The sequence below is a fragment of the Streptomyces sp. NPDC007157 genome (assembly GCF_040634235.1).
In the GTDB taxonomy this organism is placed as follows: domain Bacteria; phylum Actinomycetota; class Actinomycetes; order Streptomycetales; family Streptomycetaceae; genus Streptomyces.
The window spans coordinates 76099-93367 of record NZ_JBEYFE010000001.1 but is presented as its reverse complement, the minus strand read 5'-3'; the positions used below and the strand labels follow the sequence as shown (position 1 = coordinate 93367).

The following is a 17269-nucleotide window of genomic DNA, read 5'->3' as shown; positions in this document are numbered from 1 at the left end:
GTCACTGGCCAGGAGGTGCGGGCATGGATCTGGATCTGCGGAAGATCCGTTACTTCGTGGCGGTCGCCGAGCTCCTGCACTTCGGCCGGGCGGCCGAGCAGCTGCACATCGCCCAGCCGGTGCTCAGCCGCCAGATCCGCGCGCTGGAGAAGGACCTCGGCGCCGACCTGTTCGTACGGGACAGCCACGGCGTGACCCTGACCGACGCCGGTCGCCAACTCCTCGACGACGCACGCCAGTTGCTGGCCACCGCGGACGGCACCCGGCGCCGTGTCGTGCAGGCCGCGCGCGGCCGGCGGCGGCTCGTCGTCGGCTTCCGCGCCGGTGTCGTGGTCACCGCCGCGCTGCGCGCCTTCGCCGCGACCCACCCGGACGTCGAGGCGAGCGCCCGCCGGGTCGAGTGGGACGACCAGGAGCGGCTCGTCCTCGACGGCAGCGTCGACATCGCCTACGTACGGCGGCCGGTCCGCGAGGACGGACTCGAACTGCGTCCCCTGTACAGCGAACCCCGCGTCGCCATGCTCCCCGGCGAGCACCGGCTGGCCGGGAAACCGGAGATCTCGCTCACCGACCTCGACGGCGAGCGATGGCTGCGCTACAACGACCCCCTCCCCGGCGACCTGCCGCTGCGTACGATCGAGGAGAAGTTCGAGTGCGTGGCCGCGGGCACCGGCATCACCCTGGTGCCGCACTCGGTCGCCGAGCAGTACTCCCGCCCGGACATCGCCTACGTCCCGGTCTGCGACGCCGATCCCGACCGGGTGCTGCTGGCCTGGGCGGCCGGCCGCCGCTCCCCGCTGGTCGCCGCGTTCGCCGAGGCCGCGGCGGGCGTCGCGGTGCCCGGCTGAGGCGGGGCCCCTGCGGCGCAGGGGGCGCTCCCCGCCGGTCGGGGCCCCGCCGCCGTGCCGCGGGGAGCCGGTCAGCCCTGGGCGGCCGCGGCCCGCAGGGCGATGCGGTCCTCGCCCGCGTACACGTTCATGTTGGGGCCCCGCAGGAAGCCGACCAGGGTCAGCCCGGTCTCCGCCGCCAGGTCCACCGCCAGCGAGGACGGCGCGGAGACCGCCGCCAGCAGCGGGATGCCCGCCATCACCGCCTTCTGCGCCAGCTCGAAGGAGGCCCGTCCGGAGACCAGCAGGATCGCCCGGGACAGCGGCAGCCGCCCGTTCTGCAGGGCCCGCCCGACCAGTTTGTCGACCGCGTTGTGCCGGCCGACGTCCTCCCGGATGTCCAGCAGCTCCCCGTCCTCGGAGAACAGGGCCGCCGCGTGCAGCCCCCCGGTCCGGTCGAACACCTGCTGGGACGCGCGGAGCCGGTCGGGGAGGCTCGCGAGCAGCTGGGGTTCGACCCGGACCGGGGGAGTGTCGGCTATCGGCCAGCGCGCCGTCGTACGCACCGCGTCGAGGCTCGCCTTGCCGCACAGCCCGCAGGACGAGGAGGTGTAGACGTTCCGCTCCAGGGTGAAGTCGGGGAGCTCGACGCCCGGCGTGGTCCGTACGTCGACCACGTTGTAGGTGTTGGAGCCGTCCACCGTCGCTCCCGCGCAGTAGACGATGTTCTGCAGATCGTCGGCGGTCGCCAGGACGCCCTCGCTCACCAGGAACCCGGCCGCCAGCGCGAAGTCGTCGCCGGGTGTGCGCATCGTGATGGCCAGGGGTTTCCCGTTGAGTCTGATCTCCAGCGGTTCCTCGGCGACGAGCGTGTCCGGCCGGGCGGAGACCGCTCCGTCCCGGATGCGGAGGACCTTGCGTCGTTCCGTGACTCGTCCCATGGTCTGATCAGCCCCGGTTCTGTACGTGCTGGTAGCCGAAACGGCCCTTGATGCAGAGGTTGCCGTGGGTCACCGGGTTGTCGTGCGGCGAGGTGACCTTGACTATCTCATTGTCCTGCACATGGAGCGTGAGGTTGCAGCCCACACCGCAGTACGCGCACACGGTGGTCGTCTCCGTCTGCCGCGACTCGTCCCAGGCACCCGCCGCCCGCATGTCGAACTCCGACTTGAACGACAGCGCCCCGGTGGGGCACACCTCGACACAGTTCCCGCAGTAGACACAGGCCGAGTCGGTCAGCGGGGCATCGTGCTCCACGGCGATCCGGGCGTCGAAACCGCGCCCGGCGACCGAGATCGCGAAGCTGTTCTGCCACTGGTCACCACAGGCGTCGACACACTTGTAGCAGAGGATGCACTTGTCGTAGTCGCGCACATACAGATCGTTGTCGACCCTGGGCTCCTCGCTCAGACGGGCCGCGTCGGGGCCGAAGCGGTCCGGTTTCGCCTCGTACTCCTTGAGCCACTCGGCGACCCGCGGGGTCGTCGACAGGTCCACCGAGGAGGCCAGCAGTTCCAGGACGATCCTGCGGCTGTGCCGGACGCGCTCGGTGCCGGTGCGCACCACCATCCCCGGCTCGGCCTTCCGGGAGCAGGCGGGCACCAGGGTCCGGGCCCCCTCCACCTCGACCACGCAGACCCGGCAGGCGTTCTTCGGGCGCAGGGTGTCGCCCTCGCACAGCGTCGGGACGTCCGTCCCGGCCGCCCGGCAGGCGTCCAGGACCGTCGAGCCCTCCGGGACCCGGACCTCCTCGCCGTCGATCGTGAACTCCAGCAGCCGGCGCGGGATCCCCAGCGGTGTGACGGTCATCGGTACGCCCCCAGACGGTCGATGGCGGATTCCACGGCGTTCCAGGCGGTCTGGCCCAGACCGCAGATGGAGGCGTCCCGCATCGCCCGGCCGACCTCGCGCAGCAGCGCGATGTCGTCGGCCGCGCCGGGGCCGGTGCGCTCGGCGATCCGGTGCAGCGCCTCCTGCTGCCGGACCGTGCCCACCCGGCACGGCACGCACTGGCCGCAGGACTCGTCCCGGAAGAACTCGGCGATACGGAGCAGGAGTCGAGGCAGCGGCACGGTGCCGTCGAAGGCCATGACCACACCCGAGCCGAGCGTGGTACCCGCCTCCCTGGTGCCCTCGAAGGTGAGCGGGATGCCGAGTTCGTCCGGCCGGACGAAGCCGCCGGCGGCCCCGCCGAGCAGCACCGCCCGCAAGCCGTCCCGGACTCCGGCGAGTCGCAGCAGCTCGCCGAGCGTGGCACCGAAGGGGAGTTCGTAGACACCGGGGCGGGCCACGCTCCCCGACACGCAGAACAGCTTGGGTCCGGTGGACCCGGCGGTCCCGGTCGCCGCGTAGGCCGGGGCGCCCATGGTCAGGATCGGCAGGACGTTGACCAGCGTCTCCACGTTGTTCTCGACCGTCGGCCTGCCGAACAGCCCCTTCTCCACCGGGAACGGCGGCTTCGAGCGCGGCTCGCCCCGGTACCCCTCGATGGAGTTGAACAGGGCCGTCTCCTCACCGCAGATGTACGCCCCCGCCCCGCGCCGGATCTCGATGTCGAAGGCGAAGCCCTGGCCGAGGACGTCGTCGCCGAGGAGGCCACGGGCGCGTGCCTGGTCGACCGCGTGCTGTATCCGCCGTGTCGCGCGCGGATATTCGCCGCGGATGTACAGGAAACCCCGGTGCGCGCCGATCGCGTACGCCGCGACGGTCATCGCCTCCACCAACGCGTACGGGTCGCCCTCCATGAGGACGCGGTCCTTGAAGGTGCCCGGCTCGGATTCGTCGGCGTTGCAGACGAGGTGGTGCGGACGGTCCGGCTGGGACGCCGTGGCCTGCCACTTGCGGCCGGTGGGGAAGGCGGCGCCGCCGCGCCCGACCAGACCGGAGTCGGTGACCTCGCGGATGACCCCGGCGGGCCCGAGGGCGAAGGCCCGGCGCAGGGCGGTGTAGCCGCCGTGGGCGCGGTAGTCGTCGAGGGACGCCGGGTCGACCACACCCACCCGCCGGAGCAGGACGAGACCCTCCTGGCCTGCCTGGGGGACGGCCGCCGCGGCCGGCGGCTCCTCGGGCGCAGAGTCGGGCGCGGTGGCCGCGAGGACGGCCCCGGCCACCGTCGCCGGCGCCGACACCGCGGTACGCGCCGGGTCCCCGGCCCGGATCGCGAGGGCGGCCGGGGCGCGCTCGCACAGGCCCAGGCAGGGACTGCGTTCCAGGTGCACCCCCGGGCCGAGACCCGCTTCGACGCCCGCGCACAGTTCCGGCGCCCCGGCCGCCGTGCACGCCAGGTCGGTGCAGACGTGCAGGACGGTCGCCGGGCGCGGCTCGACGGAGAACATCGCGTAGAAGGTGGCCACGCCGTAGGCCTCGGCCGGGGGCACCGTGAGGCGGCGGCACAGGTAGCCGAGGGCGCCCTCGCTGATCCAGCCGACCCGGTCGTTGATCGCGTGCAGCCCCGGCAACAGCAGGTCGCGGCGGTCCCGGGCCGCCCGGCCGCCGCGCGCCCACCTCAGGTCCGCGTCGGCACGGTCGGCGCCCTCCCAGGAGGACTCCGGAGGGCCCAACAGGGCGTCCACGGCCGCCCGTTCCTCGTCCGTCGGTTTGCTGTCGCCGAAGTGCAGGTCCACCTGGGTCACCTCACGATGGTCGCGACCGGGAGCTTCTCGATACGGATCGCCGACGCCTTGAACTCCGCCGTCCCCGCGATCGGGCAGTTGGCCTCGATCGTCAGCTGGTTGGTGTCCACCTCGTCGGGAAAGTGCATGGTCATGAAGGCGAGACCGGGGCGCAGGGCGGTGTCGATCCAGACGGGGGCCACGACCGAGCCCCGCCGCGAGGACACCTGGACCTCCTCGCCGACGACGACCCCGTACCGCTCGGCGTCCTCCGGGCACAGCTCGATGTACTCGCCGCGCCGCAGCGGGGAGGCGTAACCACCGCTCTGCACCCCGGTGTTGTAGGAGTCCAGCCGCCGCCCGGTGGTGAGCCGGACGGGGTACTCCTCGTCGGTGAGGTCGACCGGCGGGTCGTGCCGGACCAGCCCGAAGGGGGCCGGCAGGCCACGCCGCGCCGGGTCCTTCTCCCACAACCTGCCGTGCAGATAGGCCGGTTCGAGACGTTCCGTGCTCGGGCACGGCCACTGGATGCCCTGGTGCTCGGCGAGCCGGTCGTACGTCATCCCGTAGTGGTCCGGGGAGACCGACCTCAGCTCGTTCCAGACGGCCTGGGCGTCGGCGTACTTCCAGTCGTGGCCGAGGCGGGTGGCGAGGTCGCAGAGGATGTCGATGTCCTCGCGGGCCTCGCCGGGCGGGGTCACGGCCCGGCGCACCCGCTGCACCCGCCGTTCGCTGTTGGTGGTGGTGCCCTCGGTCTCCGCCCAGCCGGCGGTCGCGGGCAGCACCACGTCCGCCAACTCGGCCGTCCTGGTGAGGAAGATGTCCTGGACGACCAGGAAGTCGAGGGCGCTCAGCCGGCGGATCGCCTGCTCGCTGTCGGCCTCCGACTGGGCCGGGTTCTCGCCGATGCAGTAGACCGCCCTGAGCGTGCCCTCCTCCATGGCCTCGAACATCTCGGTGAGGTTCAGCCCGTAGTGCGGCTCGATGACCGTGTCCCAGGCCGACTCGAACTTCAGCCGGGCGTCCGGGTCGAGGATGTCCTGGAAGCCGGGGAGGCGGTTGGGGATCGCGCCCATGTCGCCGCCGCCCTGCACGTTGTTCTGGCCGCGCAGCGGCTGCAACCCGGCACCGTAGCGGCCCACTTGGCCGGTGAGCAGAGACAGGTTGATCAGGGCGCGGACGTTGTCGGTGCCGTTGTGGTGCTCGGTGATGCCGAGGGTCCAGCACAGCTGGGCGCGCTCGGCGCGGGCGTAGGCGTGCGCCAGCTCCCTTATCGCGGCGGCCGGGACGCCCGTCACCTTCTCCGCCAGCGACAGCGTCCAGGGTTCGACGAGCGCCCGGTACTCCTCGAAGCCGGTCGTCGCCCGCCCGACGAACGCCTCGTTGGCCAGCCCCGCGTGGATGATCTCCCGGCCGATCGCGTGCGCCATCGGGATGTCCGTGCCGACGTTCAGCCCGAGCCAGCTCTCCGCCCACTCGGCGGTGGAGGTACGGCGCGGGTCGACGGCGTACATCCGGGCGCCGTTCCTGATGCCCTTCAGCACGTGCTGGAAGAAGATCGGGTGCGCGAAGCGGGCGTTGGAGCCCCACATCACGATGACGTCGGTGTGCTCGATCTCCTCGTACGACGACGTGCCGCCGCCGGAGCCGAAGGCGGCGCTCAGGCCGGCCACGCTCGGGGCGTGACAGGTCCGGTTGCAGGAGTCGACGTTGTTGGTGCCCATCACCACCCGGGCGAACTTCTGGGCCACGTAGTTCATCTCGTTGGTGGCGCGGGCACAGGAGAACAGCCCGAACGCCCCGCGGTTGCGGTCCAGGCCGCGGGCCACGCGGTCCAGGGCCTCCTGCCAGCTCGCCCGCCGGAACGGCTCGTCGCGGAAGTCCCGTACCAGGGGGTGGGTGAGCCGGGTGTAGGTCTTCTGCTGCCGTTTCCTCATGCGGCGCTCCCCAGCGCGAGCAGGTCCGAGATGGCGTGCACGGTGCGCAGGGTGGGCACCTGCACGCCGGTGATCTCCGCGAGTTCGACGACCGCCGCGAGGAGCACGTCGAGTTCCAGCGGTTTGCCGCGCTCCAGGTCCTGGAGCGTGGAGGTGCGGTGGTCGCCGACCTTCTCGGCGCCCGCGAGCCGGCGTTCGATGGAGACACCGACCTCGCAGCCGAGCGCCTCGGCGACCGAGAGCGTCTCGCGCATCATGATCTCGATGACCCGGCGGGTGCCGCCGTGCAGGCACATCTGCCGCATGGTGGCCCGGGCCAGCGCGCTGATCGGGTTGAAGGAGATGTTGCCGAGCAGCTTGAGCCAGATGTCGTTGCGCAGTTCCGGCTCCACCGGGCACTTCAGCCCGCCGGTCTGCATGGCCTCGCTGAACCGCAGGCAGCGCTCGGAGACACTGCGGTCGGGCTCGCCGATCGAGAACCGGGTGCCTTCCAGGTGCCGTACCACGCCCGGGGCTTCGAGCTCGGTGGCCGCGTAGACCACACAGCCGACGGCGCGTTCGGGGGCGAGTACGGCGCTGACCGCGCCGCCCGGGTCGACGCTCTCGACGCGGTGGCCGTCGTGGGGGCCGCCGTGCCGGTGGAAGTACCACCAGGGGATGCCGTTCTGGGCCGCGACCACCGCCGTGCGCTCGTGCAGCAGCGGCTCGATCAGCGGCCCGCACGCCGCGTACGAGTTGGCCTTCAGCCCGAGGAAGACGTAGTCGACCGGGCCGACCTCGGCCGGGTCGTCGGTGGCGTGCGCATGCGCGGTGAAGTCGCCGCGCGGGCTCAGCACCCGTACTCCGTACTGCCTCATGGCCGCCAGATGGGGTCCACGGGCGACGAGATGCACATCGGCGCCCGCGCGGTGGAGCGCGGCACCGACATAGGCGCCGATCGCACCGGCGCCGAGGACTGCGACTTTCACGGAACACTCCGTTCGGTTTGAGGGATACCGCGGAGGCGGCCTCGGGGAGACCGGGTCGTGGGTCGTCGTGTGAAGCGGTCCGGCCGTCGGCCGAATCATGTCGACGAAATATTGTCTACAGTATGGAGTCGGACCCGACAAGGGTTCGGACAGCGACCGTTCGGCGCATTCTGGATACCGCTCATCGCATACGATCCAGCCGTCGGGTTCTCAACCACCGCGGCCCGGCCCTACCGTTCGGGACTCATGAGCAGCCCCCCTGTAGCACCGCCGGGCTGGAGCCGCTGGCTCGTCCCGCCCGCCGCCCTCTCCGTCCACCTCTCCATCGGCCAGGCCTACGCCTGGAGCGTCTTCAAACCGCCGCTCGAATCCGCGCTGAACCTCAGCGGCACCGAGAGCGCGCTGCCCTTCCAGCTCGCGATCGTGATGCTCGGTCTGTCGGCCGCGTTCGGCGGCACCCTCGTCGAACGCAACGGACCGCGCTGGGCCATGACGGTGGCCCTGATCTGCTTCTCCACCGGCTTCCTGATCTCCGCGCTCGGCGCCGAGACCAAGCAGTACTGGCTGATCGTCCTCGGCTACGGCTTCGTCGGCGGCATCGGCCTCGGCATCGGCTACATCTCGCCCGTCTCCACCCTGATCAAGTGGTTCCCGGACCGGCCCGGCATGGCCACCGGCATCGCCATCATGGGCTTCGGCGGCGGCGCGCTGATCGCCTCGCCCTGGTCCGCGCAGATGCTCTCGTCCTTCGGCGGCGACAACGATGGCATCGCCCTCGCCTTCCTGGTGCACGGGCTGGCGTACGCCGTCTTCATGACCCTCGGCGTGCTGCTGATCCGGGTGCCGCGCAGCGAGAAGCCGGTCGCGGACGCGCCGAGCGCCTTCGAGGGCGCGCAGGTCTCGGCGAACACCGCGATCCGTACCCCGCAGTTCTGGTGCCTGTGGGTCGTGCTCTGCATGAACGTGACCGCGGGCATCGGCATCCTGGAGAAGGCCGCCCCGATGATCACGGACTTCTTCGCCGACAGCTCCACCCCGGTCACGGTGTCCGCGGCGGCCGGGTTCGTCGCCCTGCTGTCCGCCGCCAACATGGCGGGCCGCATCGGCTGGTCGTCCACCTCCGACCTGATCGGCCGCAAGAACATCTACCGCGTCTACCTCGGTGTCGGCGCGCTGATGTACCTACTCATCACGTTGTTCGGGGACTCGTCCAAGCCGCTGTTCATCCTCTGCGCGCTGGTGATCCTCTCCTTCTACGGCGGCGGCTTCGCCACCGTCCCCGCCTATCTGAAGGACCTGTTCGGCACCTACCAGGTCGGTGCGATCCACGGCCGGCTGCTCACCGCCTGGTCCCTCGCCGGTGTGCTCGGGCCGCTGATCGTCAACTGGATCGCCGACCACCAGAAGGACGCCGGCAAGCACGGCGGCGACCTCTACACGCTGTCCTTCGGCATCATGATCGGACTGCTCGTCATCGGGTTCGTCGCCAACGAGCTGATCCGGCCCGTCAACGTCCGCCACCACATCCCCGCCCCCAGGGAGGCCGTCGATGTCGAACGAGAGCAGCCCGCCTGAGACCGACCGCCGCTGGCTGATCGCCGTCGCCTGGCTCTGGGTGGGCGCGCCCTTCGCCTACGGCGTGTATGAACTCGTGCAGAAGGCGACACAGCTGTTCAGCGGGTGAACCGGGAGAATGCTCGGGCGTCCGAGGGTCTGCAAGAAGCCGACAACTCGGGCGCCCGTTTCCTGTGGCCTTACGTGCCGTCGTACCCGTGAGTCACTGAACAGACTGGGGGGCCCACACCGAGGCAACGAGGGGGACCCACCACCCATGAACGGCTCGCGCATCGCCGCCGTCGGCCACTACCAGCCCGCCAAGGTGCTCACCAACGAGGACCTGGCGGGTCTGGTGGACACCAGTGACGAGTGGATCCGCAGCCGGGTGGGCATCCGCACCCGGCACATCGCGGGGCCCGACGAACCCGTCGACGAGCTGGCCGCGCACGCCGCGGCCAAGGCCCTCGCCGCGGCCGGCCTCACCCCCGCCGACATCGACCTGGTCCTGGTCGCCACCTCCACCGCGATCGACCGCTCCCCGAACATGGCCGCTCGCGTCGCCGCCCGGCTCGGGATCCCGCAGCCCGCCGCGATGGACGTCAATGTCGTGTGCGCCGGTTTCACCCACGCACTCGCCACCGCCGACCACACCGTCCGGGCGGGCGCGGCCACCCGTGCGCTCGTCATCGGCGCCGACAAGATGTCCGAGGTGACGGACTGGACCGACCGCACGACGTGTGTCCTGGTCGGCGACGGGGCGGGTGCGGCCGTGGTCGAGGCCTGCGGGCCCGGTGAGCAGCCCGGGATCGGGCCGGTGCTGTGGGGTTCCGTCCCCGAGATGAGTCACGCCGTACGCATCGAGGGCACCCCGCCGCGGTTCGCGCAGGAGGGGCAGAGCGTCTACCGCTGGGCCACCACCCAGCTGCCGCCCATCGCCCGGCGCGCCTGCGAGAAGGCCGGGGTCACCCCCGCCGACCTCGCGGCGGTCGTGCTGCACCAGGCGAACCTGCGGATCATCGAGCCGCTCGCGCAGAAGATCGGCGCGGTCAACGCGGTGGTCGCGAGGGACGTCACCGAATCGGGCAACACCTCGGCCGCGAGCATCCCGCTCGCGCTGTCCAAGCTGGTCGAGCAGGGGCGCGTCTCCAGCGGCGACGCGGTCCTGCTGTTCGGCTTCGGCGGCAACCTGTCGTACGCGGGGCAGGTCGTGCGGTGTCCCTGAGGGGCGCGTTCCGTGGTGTGACGTGGTCAACTCCCGCTTCCCCTGGCAGTTGTGCGCCGTAGACTGTAGACGAAAGACAATCGATACTGAGTGTCCGCTCGTAACGGGTGTCTGCCGAAGGGGGACCCGATGTTGTCAGCCGGACTGCCGCAGGGCGCGGTGCCCAAGCTCGAACGCCCCGGCCCGCTCCGCGACCGCGTCTACGAGGCACTGCTGGAACTCATCACCACCCGCGCCCTCCAGCCCGGCCAGCACCTCGTCGAGAGCGAACTCGCCGGCCACCTGGGCGTCTCCCGGCAGCCGGTGCGCGAGGCGCTCCAGCGGCTGAACACCGAGGGCTGGGTCGACCTCCGGCCCGCGCAGGGCGCGTTCGTCCACGAGCCCACGGAGGACGAGGCCGACCAACTCCTCACGGTCCGCACCCTGTTGGAGGCCGAAGCGGCGCGGCTGGCGGCGGCCGAGGCGGGCAGCGCGGGAGTGGCCGCGCTGGAATCCCTGTGCGCCGAGGGCGAGAAGGCCGTCGCCGCGGACGACGTGGACGGGGCCGTCGCGCTGAACGCCGCGTTCCACGCCAAGATCATGGACCTGGCCGGCAACACGGTCCTCGCCGAACTCGCCGCCCAGGTGGACCGCAGGGTCCGCTGGTACTACACGCCGGTGGCCCGGCAGCGCGGCCACCAGTCCTGGATCGAACACCGCGAACTGATCGCGGCGATCACGGCCCGCGACGAACAACTGGCGACCCGCCTGATGCGCGAACACACCGAGCACACCCGGCGGTCGTACCACGAGCGCGCGAAGCCCTGACCAAGCCGCAGGCAAGGCCGAGGCCAAGGACCGGAGCCGCTGCCTGGCCAAGTGGTACGCCCGTCGGCCGCCCCACACCCCCGGGTGCGAGGACATCCTTACGGCACGCGGGCGACGCCGACGTAGAAGCCGCTCAGCTCCTGGGCGGGAGCCGGTGAATCCTTGTACCACCTGGTCGCTGTGACCAGCCCTGGAGCCACCAGTTCCAGGCCCTCGAAGAACGGCTCGATCTCGGCCCGCGTACGCATGCGCAGGGGGATCTCGCCCTTGCGGTAGGTCGTGGTCACCGACTTGACGAGGTGGGGGTGCTCGTCCGTGGTGCCGTGGGAGAACATGAAGTAACTGCCCGAGGGCAGCGCGTCGAGAATTGTCCGCGTAAGACCGTAGGGGTTTTCGTCGTCGGTGATGAAGTGCATCAGCGCGATCATCGACAGCGCGACGGGCCGGGTGAAGTCCAGAAACGTACGGGCGTGGTCGAGGATGGTTCCCGGCTTCCGTACGTCGGCCTCGATGTAGTCGGTGCTTCCCTCGGGACTGCTGATGAGCAGAGCCTCCGCGTGCCGCAGCACGATGGGGTCGTTGTCGGCGTAGGCGATCCGCGCCGACGGCACTATGCCCTGCACGATCTGATGCAGGTTCGGCCGGGTCGGGATGCCCGTACCGATATCGAGGAACTGGTCGATGCCGTTGCCGGCCAGCCAGGCCGCCGCGCGGTGCATGAACGCCCTGTTGCGCATGGCGTTGAGACGCGCTTCCGGTGGCAGCTTCGACGCCACCTCCTCGTCAACCGGATAGTTGTCCTTGCCGCCCAGCAGCCAGTCGTAGACGCGTGCCGGGTGGGGCCGGCTCGTGTCGATACGACTTCCGCGGGTGGGGTCTGCCGTCATGCATGACTCCAGCGTGTACTAGATCGCTGACCGACTCACCGAGGTCGCTTCGTGCGCCGTGGAGGAGGCGGTGGAGGGCATTGCGATTGTGCCATTGGCCCAGCCCTCACGCGGAGTTGCCGTTCGATGCTCGGTACGCGCACAGGCGCGACGCGCTGCCCCTGCAGGAGCGACCGGTCGCGCCGGGGCGCTGGCCTCGCGCTTGCGCGTGAGAGCTCCGGACCATCGGCCCTGGATCAGCTCGGCAAGCTCTTCGGGAGGTTCCAACACAGTGCGTGGCACCTGGGGACGCGAGGGTGCTGTGCGTCCGACGAACTAACCGACACCTACGCTCACTTCGTCCGGGGCGAGACGCCCACCTGGGATCTCGACCCCCCGGGGAGCCACACGATCCGCGCGAAGACCGATGACGGTGCCTACGTCGGCCGGGTCCGGATCGTCGACAGCCCGCCGACCACCGGCCAGCTGTACCTCCTGGCGCACGGCGACAAGAACGCGGCGCTGGGGGAGGACGTCCGCAGCATGTGGCGCGAGGACGCCCGGTGGGCCAACCTTCCCGATGAGGACTTCTGGATCTTCGACTCGCACCTCGTCGCCATTCTCGTCTTCGACGATGATGACAATCTCACGGGCGCCGAGTTCGTCACGGAACCGGCGGCCGTGAACCAGTGCAACCGACTGCGGGACGTCGCGCAGCATTACGCCGTTCCGTACAAGCAGTTCGCCGCGGAGATGGCCGCGAAGGAGGCGTAGAGCAGGTGTGGTTCGGTGAGCACGGACTATCAGCAGGCCCGCGAAACCCTCGGTGCACGCCCGAGAGAACTGCGGTTCTCCGGCCCTGACGGCCGTCTCGCCGGCACCGCCCTCGCCAAGAGACTGGGCTGGCCCGGCTCCAAGGTCTCGAAGCTGGAGCGCGTACGACGAACTGCGTGCCCGGCTGGCGGGGTTCGAGGCACACATCCGCTCATGGCGCCGGCAACTGGTCGGCGGTCACAAGCCGGTGCAGGATGCCCACAACGAGGCACAGGCTAGCTCGAAGGTGCTGCGGGCCTGGGAGTCTTCGTGGGGCGTCGGCGTTCTGCAGACTCCCGACTACGCCCGTGCCGTCCTCACCCGGTCGGCCGAACTCCACCGGTCGCCGCGTGACATCGAGGCCGCCGTACCTTCCCGCATGAAGCGGCAGGAACTGCTCTACGCCGGGGGCCGCCGATACCACGTCATCATGTGGGAGCCCGTCCTTCGATCACTGATCTACCCGCCCTCGGTCCTCACCGCCCAGCTTGACCGGCTCATGGGCGTCATCAACATGGACACCGTGGAGCTGGGCATCGTGCCGCTCACCGCGTCGCTGAAGGCTCCGCCCGGTCTGGGCTTCTGGATCTACGACGACCGCCAGGTGGTCACCGAGACGTGGACGCGGAGCTCGGCTGGATTATGCGGACACCCTCGCTCGTTACCTCCGCACCTGGCGCACGCTCCGCGAGTCCGCCGTCTACGGAGCCGACGCCCACAACGTCATCAACGCCGCCCGCCGCGCCTCAACCCCTGGACCTGACGCAGAGCACCGGCCACCGCCATCACTCACCATGAGGTACGAGGCCGCCGCGTGGCTTGAGCAGACCGAAGCCGCCGAGCAGCGGGCCAGTGACCTCGTCGCCCTGGCCACCCGCGCCCGTGAGCGGCCGGCCGATATGACCTCGGCCGAACAGTCCGAGGTGCCGGCGCTGCTGGACGTGAAGGTCACGACCACGGGTGCGGTCACCGAAACCAGGGTCGGCCTGGTCTACTCGATGGCCGAGTGGTTCAAGCAGAACGAGCGGCTCTTGCCGGACGAGCTGAGCGACGAGGCGTGAGAGCCGCCCAACCTCAGGTGCCGGCCAGGTGGCACGATGCTCGACGCGATGTTTTACAAGGCGCGCACCGGTTGCCTCTGGGAGGAGCTGCCCGAGCGGTTCGGTCCCTGGAAGGGCATCCCCTCCCGGTGGAGGACGTCCCCAACCTTGTACCGGCGTTGCGCATTGAGGGGAGGGTTAGCCCTCGCCTCCTGGCCCAGGAAGGAGCGGTACCCCCGGCAATGGGCGTGCCCACTCCTCTTGCGGGGGGTACCGCCTCTTCCTTGATCCCCTTCGTGATCACTCTGGCCGCCTGACCCCCTGCGAGCCCCGGAGGGGCTTCTCCGGGCTCGCAGGGAGTCAGAGCACTCCGAGGGCCGACAACACGGCCAGACAGAGCAGGAGGCAACCAGCGAACGCACCCCCGCCATACAGGACGGCCTGACCGATGGCAGAGCCGGGGGAGTGGCTGATGAGGCCAGCCACTATGGCCACGATGACCGAGAACAAGACGCAGATGACGACGACGAGCACCTTGACGCCGAACGAGAGATTCAATGGTCCGATTACCTTTCCCGGGTGAATCGGACCTTGGGGACAGACCTCAGCCCGACCACCACGTGAATAACGTGAGGTCTTGCTGAGGCCCACCGACGTTGGGCTCATACGGGTGGCCTGGCTAGGGCCGTCTGTCGCCATCCTCGCTTTTAGCACTGGCACGCCGAACGAAGGATGTACCCATCCCGCACCTGAAGCGTCGGGCCCCAGGATCGCAGCGTGAGCGACCGCGCCTTGCCGCGAGGATCGCGGTAAGGCCTGCCAACTGGAAGCAATTAGCACCCAGTTGACTACTCCCATGGTACAAGCCCTGGCGGTCTCTGTGGCCGCTTGGGGCTCTCTCGTGGGTCGGGCGGTGCCGGGCGGTCCCGGCGGGCTCTCAGCCCCTCCGTGGCCCCGCCGGAGCCCGGAAGGTCCACACGAAAAGCCGGAGCCGACTGTCAGTCCCCGTCAGTACGATGTTCGTCACCTTCATGGCACTTGTGATCGGATGACCGGTGACTAACCTGCTTGCCCCACTCAACCCCCACCAGTCCAGACTGCTCGCCACGATGGTGGAACCCTTTGCTCGGACGAGGGAGTGGCCAGTGTGGCACTACGTCCGGGAGACGCTCAGCCGCGACGGTCTGGACGCCGACGAGCTGATCCGGTCTCTACCCCAAGTGGGACCCCCGCCGGGTATGGGCGTGTCCTATGGGCTGGCCTGGTACCCGCGCGTCGGCCATATCCAGGACGAGGATAAGCCGACGCTGACCGTCGCAGCTGCGATTCATCTTCCAATTCTCCTACCCGCGATGGCGCACCCGTTTCTCGCAGTCCTGCAGAGGCTGGTCGAGTTCCACCGTGAGGTGCGCCTGGAGCCAGACAAGGTCGTACGCGTAACCTACACGGCCAAGAGGATCAGGCAGGCATTGCCCGGGGTAAGTGGCAATTTCATAGTTCGGTTGCCCGAGATCCTGAACCACGAGCCCCCCACGTGGGGCGGCTCGAAGTGGAACGAGGATGGGGAGTGGATTCGAGAACTGAGCCGTGAAATCTACCGTTACGCCGACTGCGGCGATGTGAAGTCGTACGTGAGCCTGCTGAATACGCTGATGTTGCAACCGGCGAAGACTGATGTTGAGTCGGTGCAGGTTCCCAGCCATATCTTTTCTCGACCGCGTATTGTTCGCCAGCTACCCATCTCGGTCACGGGTAACTCTGCTGCGGAGTACCAGCCTGTTCCTGATCCGCAACCTAAGACGCCGGTGTACGTCAAGGAAGCGCTGATCAAGGAGCTGGGGGACAAGAACGCCAGCTCGCAGTGGGACGTCAGCAAGGTGGTCCAGCTTGCGCGAGAGCTGAACAGCAACTTCGCGCTCGACAACCCTTACGCATGCCATGCGCTGATTCGCGCGATCCTCGACCACACGGCGCCCGTGTTCAACCAGAAGACCTTCGAGCAGGTGGCCAGTCAGCCACTTCAGGCGTGGACCAAGACCGACAAGGACTACGTGCGGAAGCTGCTGGACTTCAAGCCGCAGGGACACGACGCCCTGCACCGCCACATCCGGAAGTCGGCAGACCTGATCGACATGCACGACGTGCCGTCGAGTGCCTGGCTGAACGCGTTCCTCCGCCTCGTGATCGACGCCTTGTGAACGTCTCCCGCCCGTCTAGGGCGGGAGACCTCACGACGAGCTATGCGGCAGCGGGCGGCTCCTCGTTGTCCGCCGTAGGGACGGTCACCGGGGGCGGCTGCCCCTCGGTCTCGTCCTTCTTCTTGGTCAGCTGCTCCCATGCCTCACGCGCCCGGCGTGCGGACTCGAAGAGGTCGGGGAGCTGGTCGAGTACGCCCTTCAGGACGTAGATCGCCAGAGTGACCACGCCAGCGATGGCGAGAATGATGATGGTGATGGCGGTGCCGTCCACCGATCCTTACCTTCCCTGATCATGGGTCGGATCGGGTGCGCAGGCAGCCTCGATCCGAACCCTCACGGTTCGGGTCGAGACACCCACGCTGACGCTCACGCGAATGTTCTCAGGTGTTGGGGACGCTCTCCACGTCCACAACGGGTCTTGCTCGGTTCATCGACAACTTCTGTCCGCGCACGAAGCAGCCTTCCCGTGGCCTTGCGTCGGGTCATGTCGAGTCGAAATCTGTGACCGGCCCGGCTGCGCGTGCAGTCCTGGTCCACATCTCCTGTGTAACCAGGGGGCCCTTACGGTGCCCTCAGGGATCAGGGTAACGCATACCGGCGCGATCTTGGTCAAGACGCAACTAAGCCCCACCCCGGTCGAGTTGGGGTGAGGCTCAGGTGCTGGTCACAAGGTTTTGAGGGGGCGTCACCCGGCCGAGGTGTAGCGGTGGTGGGGGCAGGTGCAACGGCGGATCAGGAGGATCCCGCGACTGTGGGGGAGCGGGATGTCCTGGGTCTGGCTGCACTTCGAGTGCCACCCCGAGTAGCCGGGACGCTGGGCCAGCGCGCACTCCGCGGACATCGAGGTCGTCGGTCGTGGTCACCGGAAGTACCCACCGCTGCTGAACGAGTTCAGGGCGCGGGTCCGCTCGGCCACGGCCCGCAAGCGCTCCTCGTCGGTGGCGCGCCGGACCTGAGCGGGGTCTGCGTCCCACTCCCGTCCTCCGGCCACGGGGCGCAACTGGACGTACGGCCCCTCCCGCCCCATGACGTAGCCGAGCCGGTCGCTGGCGGTGTCGATGACCAAGGTTGCCGGCTGGTGGGTCGACCTCCTCGGCGGTCACTCGCGGGGATCCTTCGCAAGCGCCCTGGCGAGGCGGGCGGCGACGTCGGCGCGTACCCGGCCCAGCTCGACCAGCTGCAACGCGGGTGAAGCCTGGTCGACCCGCAGCGAGGGGAACTCGATCCCCACGCCATCCAGGGCGGCTCTCAGTGCCTCGACCGCCGCTTGTGTCTCGGTGACGTCCTGCGCTTTCTTCGGTGCCATGAACTGGACGCTAGGAACCGGGCAGGGCTGGCCGCTACGGGAGTTGCGCGAAGTTGCTTGACGGCTTCACCGGGTTGCGGAAGGTTGCTGATAAGGCCCTGCGGAAGCCCATCCGTT

19 protein-coding genes and 1 pseudogene are annotated in these 17269 nt (G+C 69.5%); 10 read left to right on the top strand and 10 right to left on the bottom strand.

The genetic code is table 11. The features are described 5' to 3' along the window. Positions 1–23: 23 nt before the first annotated feature. Positions 24–848 carry a LysR substrate-binding domain-containing protein gene (locus ABZ642_RS00455; RefSeq protein WP_360474674.1) on the top strand — a complete coding sequence of 275 codons (825 nt, stop codon included), beginning with the start codon at positions 24–26 and terminating at the stop codon, positions 846–848. 71 nt (positions 849–919) lie between these two features. Here ABZ642_RS00455 and fdhD read toward each other — a convergent pair whose 3' ends face one another. Genes fdhD through ABZ642_RS00430 form a run of 5 tightly spaced genes read right to left on the bottom strand, consistent with a single transcriptional unit; the run spans position 920 to position 7343 of the window. Beyond that, complete coding sequence (fdhD, locus tag ABZ642_RS00450) at positions 920–1768, bottom strand: formate dehydrogenase accessory sulfurtransferase FdhD (protein WP_360474671.1); 849 nt, start codon at positions 1766–1768, stop codon at positions 920–922. 7 nt (positions 1769–1775) lie between these two features. Further along, entirely contained in the window at positions 1776–2636 is an 861-nt protein-coding gene (locus ABZ642_RS00445) for a 2Fe-2S iron-sulfur cluster-binding protein (RefSeq protein WP_360474668.1), read from the bottom strand. Continuing rightward, positions 2633–4450: an NADH-ubiquinone oxidoreductase-F iron-sulfur binding region domain-containing protein gene (locus tag ABZ642_RS00440; protein WP_360476031.1), complete on the bottom strand. Its 1818-nt coding sequence runs from the start codon at positions 4448–4450 to the stop codon at positions 2633–2635. The genes ABZ642_RS00445 and ABZ642_RS00440 overlap by 4 nt, the downstream gene beginning before the upstream one ends. Before the next feature lie 5 nt (positions 4451–4455). Further along, positions 4456–6375, bottom strand: coding sequence for a molybdopterin-dependent oxidoreductase (locus ABZ642_RS00435; protein WP_360474665.1), 1920 nt, complete (start codon positions 6373–6375; stop codon positions 4456–4458). Further along, a complete protein-coding gene (locus ABZ642_RS00430; protein WP_360474662.1) occupies positions 6372–7343 on the bottom strand; it encodes a 2-dehydropantoate 2-reductase in 972 nt (323 codons plus the stop codon). The genes ABZ642_RS00435 and ABZ642_RS00430 overlap by 4 nt, the downstream gene beginning before the upstream one ends. Before the next feature lie 246 nt (positions 7344–7589). On the opposite strand from ABZ642_RS00430, the gene ABZ642_RS00425 reads away from it, so the two are divergent. The 4 genes from ABZ642_RS00425 to ABZ642_RS00410 all read left to right on the top strand — a co-directional run bounded on the left by ABZ642_RS00425 (position 7590) and on the right by ABZ642_RS00410 (position 10929). Then, positions 7590–8918 (top strand): OFA family MFS transporter, encoded by a 1329-nt coding sequence (locus tag ABZ642_RS00425; protein WP_360474659.1) that lies wholly within the window; start codon positions 7590–7592, stop codon positions 8916–8918. After that, complete coding sequence (locus ABZ642_RS00420; RefSeq protein WP_360474656.1) at positions 8893–9027, top strand: hypothetical protein; 135 nt, start codon at positions 8893–8895, stop codon at positions 9025–9027. The genes ABZ642_RS00425 and ABZ642_RS00420 overlap by 26 nt, the downstream gene beginning before the upstream one ends. A 147-nt stretch (positions 9028–9174) precedes the next feature. Next, positions 9175–10122, top strand: a complete 948-nt coding sequence (locus ABZ642_RS00415) for a beta-ketoacyl-ACP synthase III (RefSeq protein WP_360474653.1) — start codon at positions 9175–9177, stop codon at positions 10120–10122. 129 nt (positions 10123–10251) lie between these two features. Then, a complete protein-coding gene (locus tag ABZ642_RS00410) occupies positions 10252–10929 on the top strand; it encodes a GntR family transcriptional regulator (RefSeq protein ID WP_360474650.1) in 678 nt (225 codons plus the stop codon). A 98-nt stretch (positions 10930–11027) separates the two neighbouring features. On the opposite strand, the gene ABZ642_RS00405 is transcribed toward ABZ642_RS00410, so the two are convergent. After that, a complete protein-coding gene (locus ABZ642_RS00405; protein ID WP_360474647.1) occupies positions 11028–11816 on the bottom strand; it encodes an SAM-dependent methyltransferase in 789 nt (262 codons plus the stop codon). 126 nt (positions 11817–11942) lie between these two features. On the opposite strand from ABZ642_RS00405, the gene ABZ642_RS00400 reads away from it, so the two are divergent. The 4 genes and pseudogenes from ABZ642_RS00400 (at position 11943) to ABZ642_RS00385 (ending at position 13936) form a co-directional block, all read left to right on the top strand. Further along, a complete protein-coding gene (locus ABZ642_RS00400) occupies positions 11943–12569 on the top strand; it encodes a DUF6879 family protein (RefSeq protein WP_360474645.1) in 627 nt (208 codons plus the stop codon). A 15-nt stretch (positions 12570–12584) separates the two neighbouring features. Further along, positions 12585–13354, top strand: a pseudogene (locus tag ABZ642_RS00395) (Scr1 family TA system antitoxin-like transcriptional regulator); the annotation flags it as partial. A gap of 48 nt (positions 13355–13402) precedes the next feature. After that, positions 13403–13669 carry a hypothetical protein gene (locus tag ABZ642_RS00390; RefSeq protein WP_360476092.1) on the top strand — a complete coding sequence of 89 codons (267 nt, stop codon included), beginning with the start codon at positions 13403–13405 and terminating at the stop codon, positions 13667–13669. A 36-nt stretch (positions 13670–13705) separates the two neighbouring features. Continuing rightward, positions 13706–13936, top strand: coding sequence for a transposase (locus ABZ642_RS00385; protein WP_360474642.1), 231 nt, complete (start codon positions 13706–13708; stop codon positions 13934–13936). A gap of 72 nt (positions 13937–14008) precedes the next feature. Here the strand turns inward: ABZ642_RS00385 and ABZ642_RS00380 are convergent, their stop codons facing one another. Next, complete coding sequence (locus ABZ642_RS00380; RefSeq protein WP_360474639.1) at positions 14009–14206, bottom strand: hypothetical protein; 198 nt, start codon at positions 14204–14206, stop codon at positions 14009–14011. Positions 14207–14793: 587 nt separating this feature from the next. Between ABZ642_RS00380 and ABZ642_RS00375 the strand changes: the two genes are divergently transcribed. Then, positions 14794–15846, top strand: a complete 1053-nt coding sequence (locus ABZ642_RS00375; protein ID WP_360474636.1) for a hypothetical protein — start codon at positions 14794–14796, stop codon at positions 15844–15846. A gap of 40 nt (positions 15847–15886) precedes the next feature. On the opposite strand, the gene ABZ642_RS00370 is transcribed toward ABZ642_RS00375, so the two are convergent. From ABZ642_RS00370 to ABZ642_RS00360, 3 genes are all read right to left on the bottom strand, one after another. Next, complete coding sequence (locus ABZ642_RS00370) at positions 15887–16117, bottom strand: hypothetical protein (RefSeq protein ID WP_360474633.1); 231 nt, start codon at positions 16115–16117, stop codon at positions 15887–15889. Between the two features lie 588 nt (positions 16118–16705). Next, positions 16706–16912, bottom strand: coding sequence for a hypothetical protein (locus ABZ642_RS00365; RefSeq protein WP_360476089.1), 207 nt, complete (start codon positions 16910–16912; stop codon positions 16706–16708). A gap of 33 nt (positions 16913–16945) precedes the next feature. After that, complete coding sequence (locus ABZ642_RS00360) at positions 16946–17152, bottom strand: hypothetical protein (protein WP_360474630.1); 207 nt, start codon at positions 17150–17152, stop codon at positions 16946–16948. Positions 17153–17269 lie beyond the last annotated feature (117 nt).

Excerpts from the sequence above, each read along its gene's own strand:
- ABZ642_RS00455 (WP_360474674.1), top strand. The coding sequence starts at position 24 with ATGGATCTGGATCTGCGGAAGATCCGTTACTTCGTGGCGGTCGCCGAG.
- fdhD (WP_360474671.1), bottom strand. The coding sequence starts at position 1,768 with ATGGGACGAGTCACGGAACGACGCAAGGTCCTCCGCATCCGGGACGGA.
- ABZ642_RS00445 (WP_360474668.1), bottom strand. The coding sequence starts at position 2,636 with ATGACCGTCACACCGCTGGGGATCCCGCGCCGGCTGCTGGAGTTCACG.
- ABZ642_RS00435 (WP_360474665.1), bottom strand. The coding sequence starts at position 6,375 with ATGAGGAAACGGCAGCAGAAGACCTACACCCGGCTCACCCACCCCCTG.
- ABZ642_RS00425 (WP_360474659.1), top strand. The coding sequence starts at position 7,590 with ATGAGCAGCCCCCCTGTAGCACCGCCGGGCTGGAGCCGCTGGCTCGTC.
- ABZ642_RS00420 (WP_360474656.1), top strand. The coding sequence starts at position 8,893 with ATGTCGAACGAGAGCAGCCCGCCTGAGACCGACCGCCGCTGGCTGATC.
- ABZ642_RS00415 (WP_360474653.1), top strand. The coding sequence starts at position 9,175 with ATGAACGGCTCGCGCATCGCCGCCGTCGGCCACTACCAGCCCGCCAAG.
- ABZ642_RS00410 (WP_360474650.1), top strand. The coding sequence starts at position 10,252 with ATGTTGTCAGCCGGACTGCCGCAGGGCGCGGTGCCCAAGCTCGAACGC.
- ABZ642_RS00405 (WP_360474647.1), bottom strand. The coding sequence starts at position 11,816 with ATGACGGCAGACCCCACCCGCGGAAGTCGTATCGACACGAGCCGGCCC.
- ABZ642_RS00400 (WP_360474645.1), top strand. The coding sequence starts at position 11,943 with ATGCTCGGTACGCGCACAGGCGCGACGCGCTGCCCCTGCAGGAGCGAC.
- ABZ642_RS00390 (WP_360476092.1), top strand. The coding sequence starts at position 13,403 with ATGAGGTACGAGGCCGCCGCGTGGCTTGAGCAGACCGAAGCCGCCGAG.
- ABZ642_RS00385 (WP_360474642.1), top strand. The coding sequence starts at position 13,706 with ATGCTCGACGCGATGTTTTACAAGGCGCGCACCGGTTGCCTCTGGGAG.
- ABZ642_RS00360 (WP_360474630.1), bottom strand. The coding sequence starts at position 17,152 with ATGGCACCGAAGAAAGCGCAGGACGTCACCGAGACACAAGCGGCGGTC.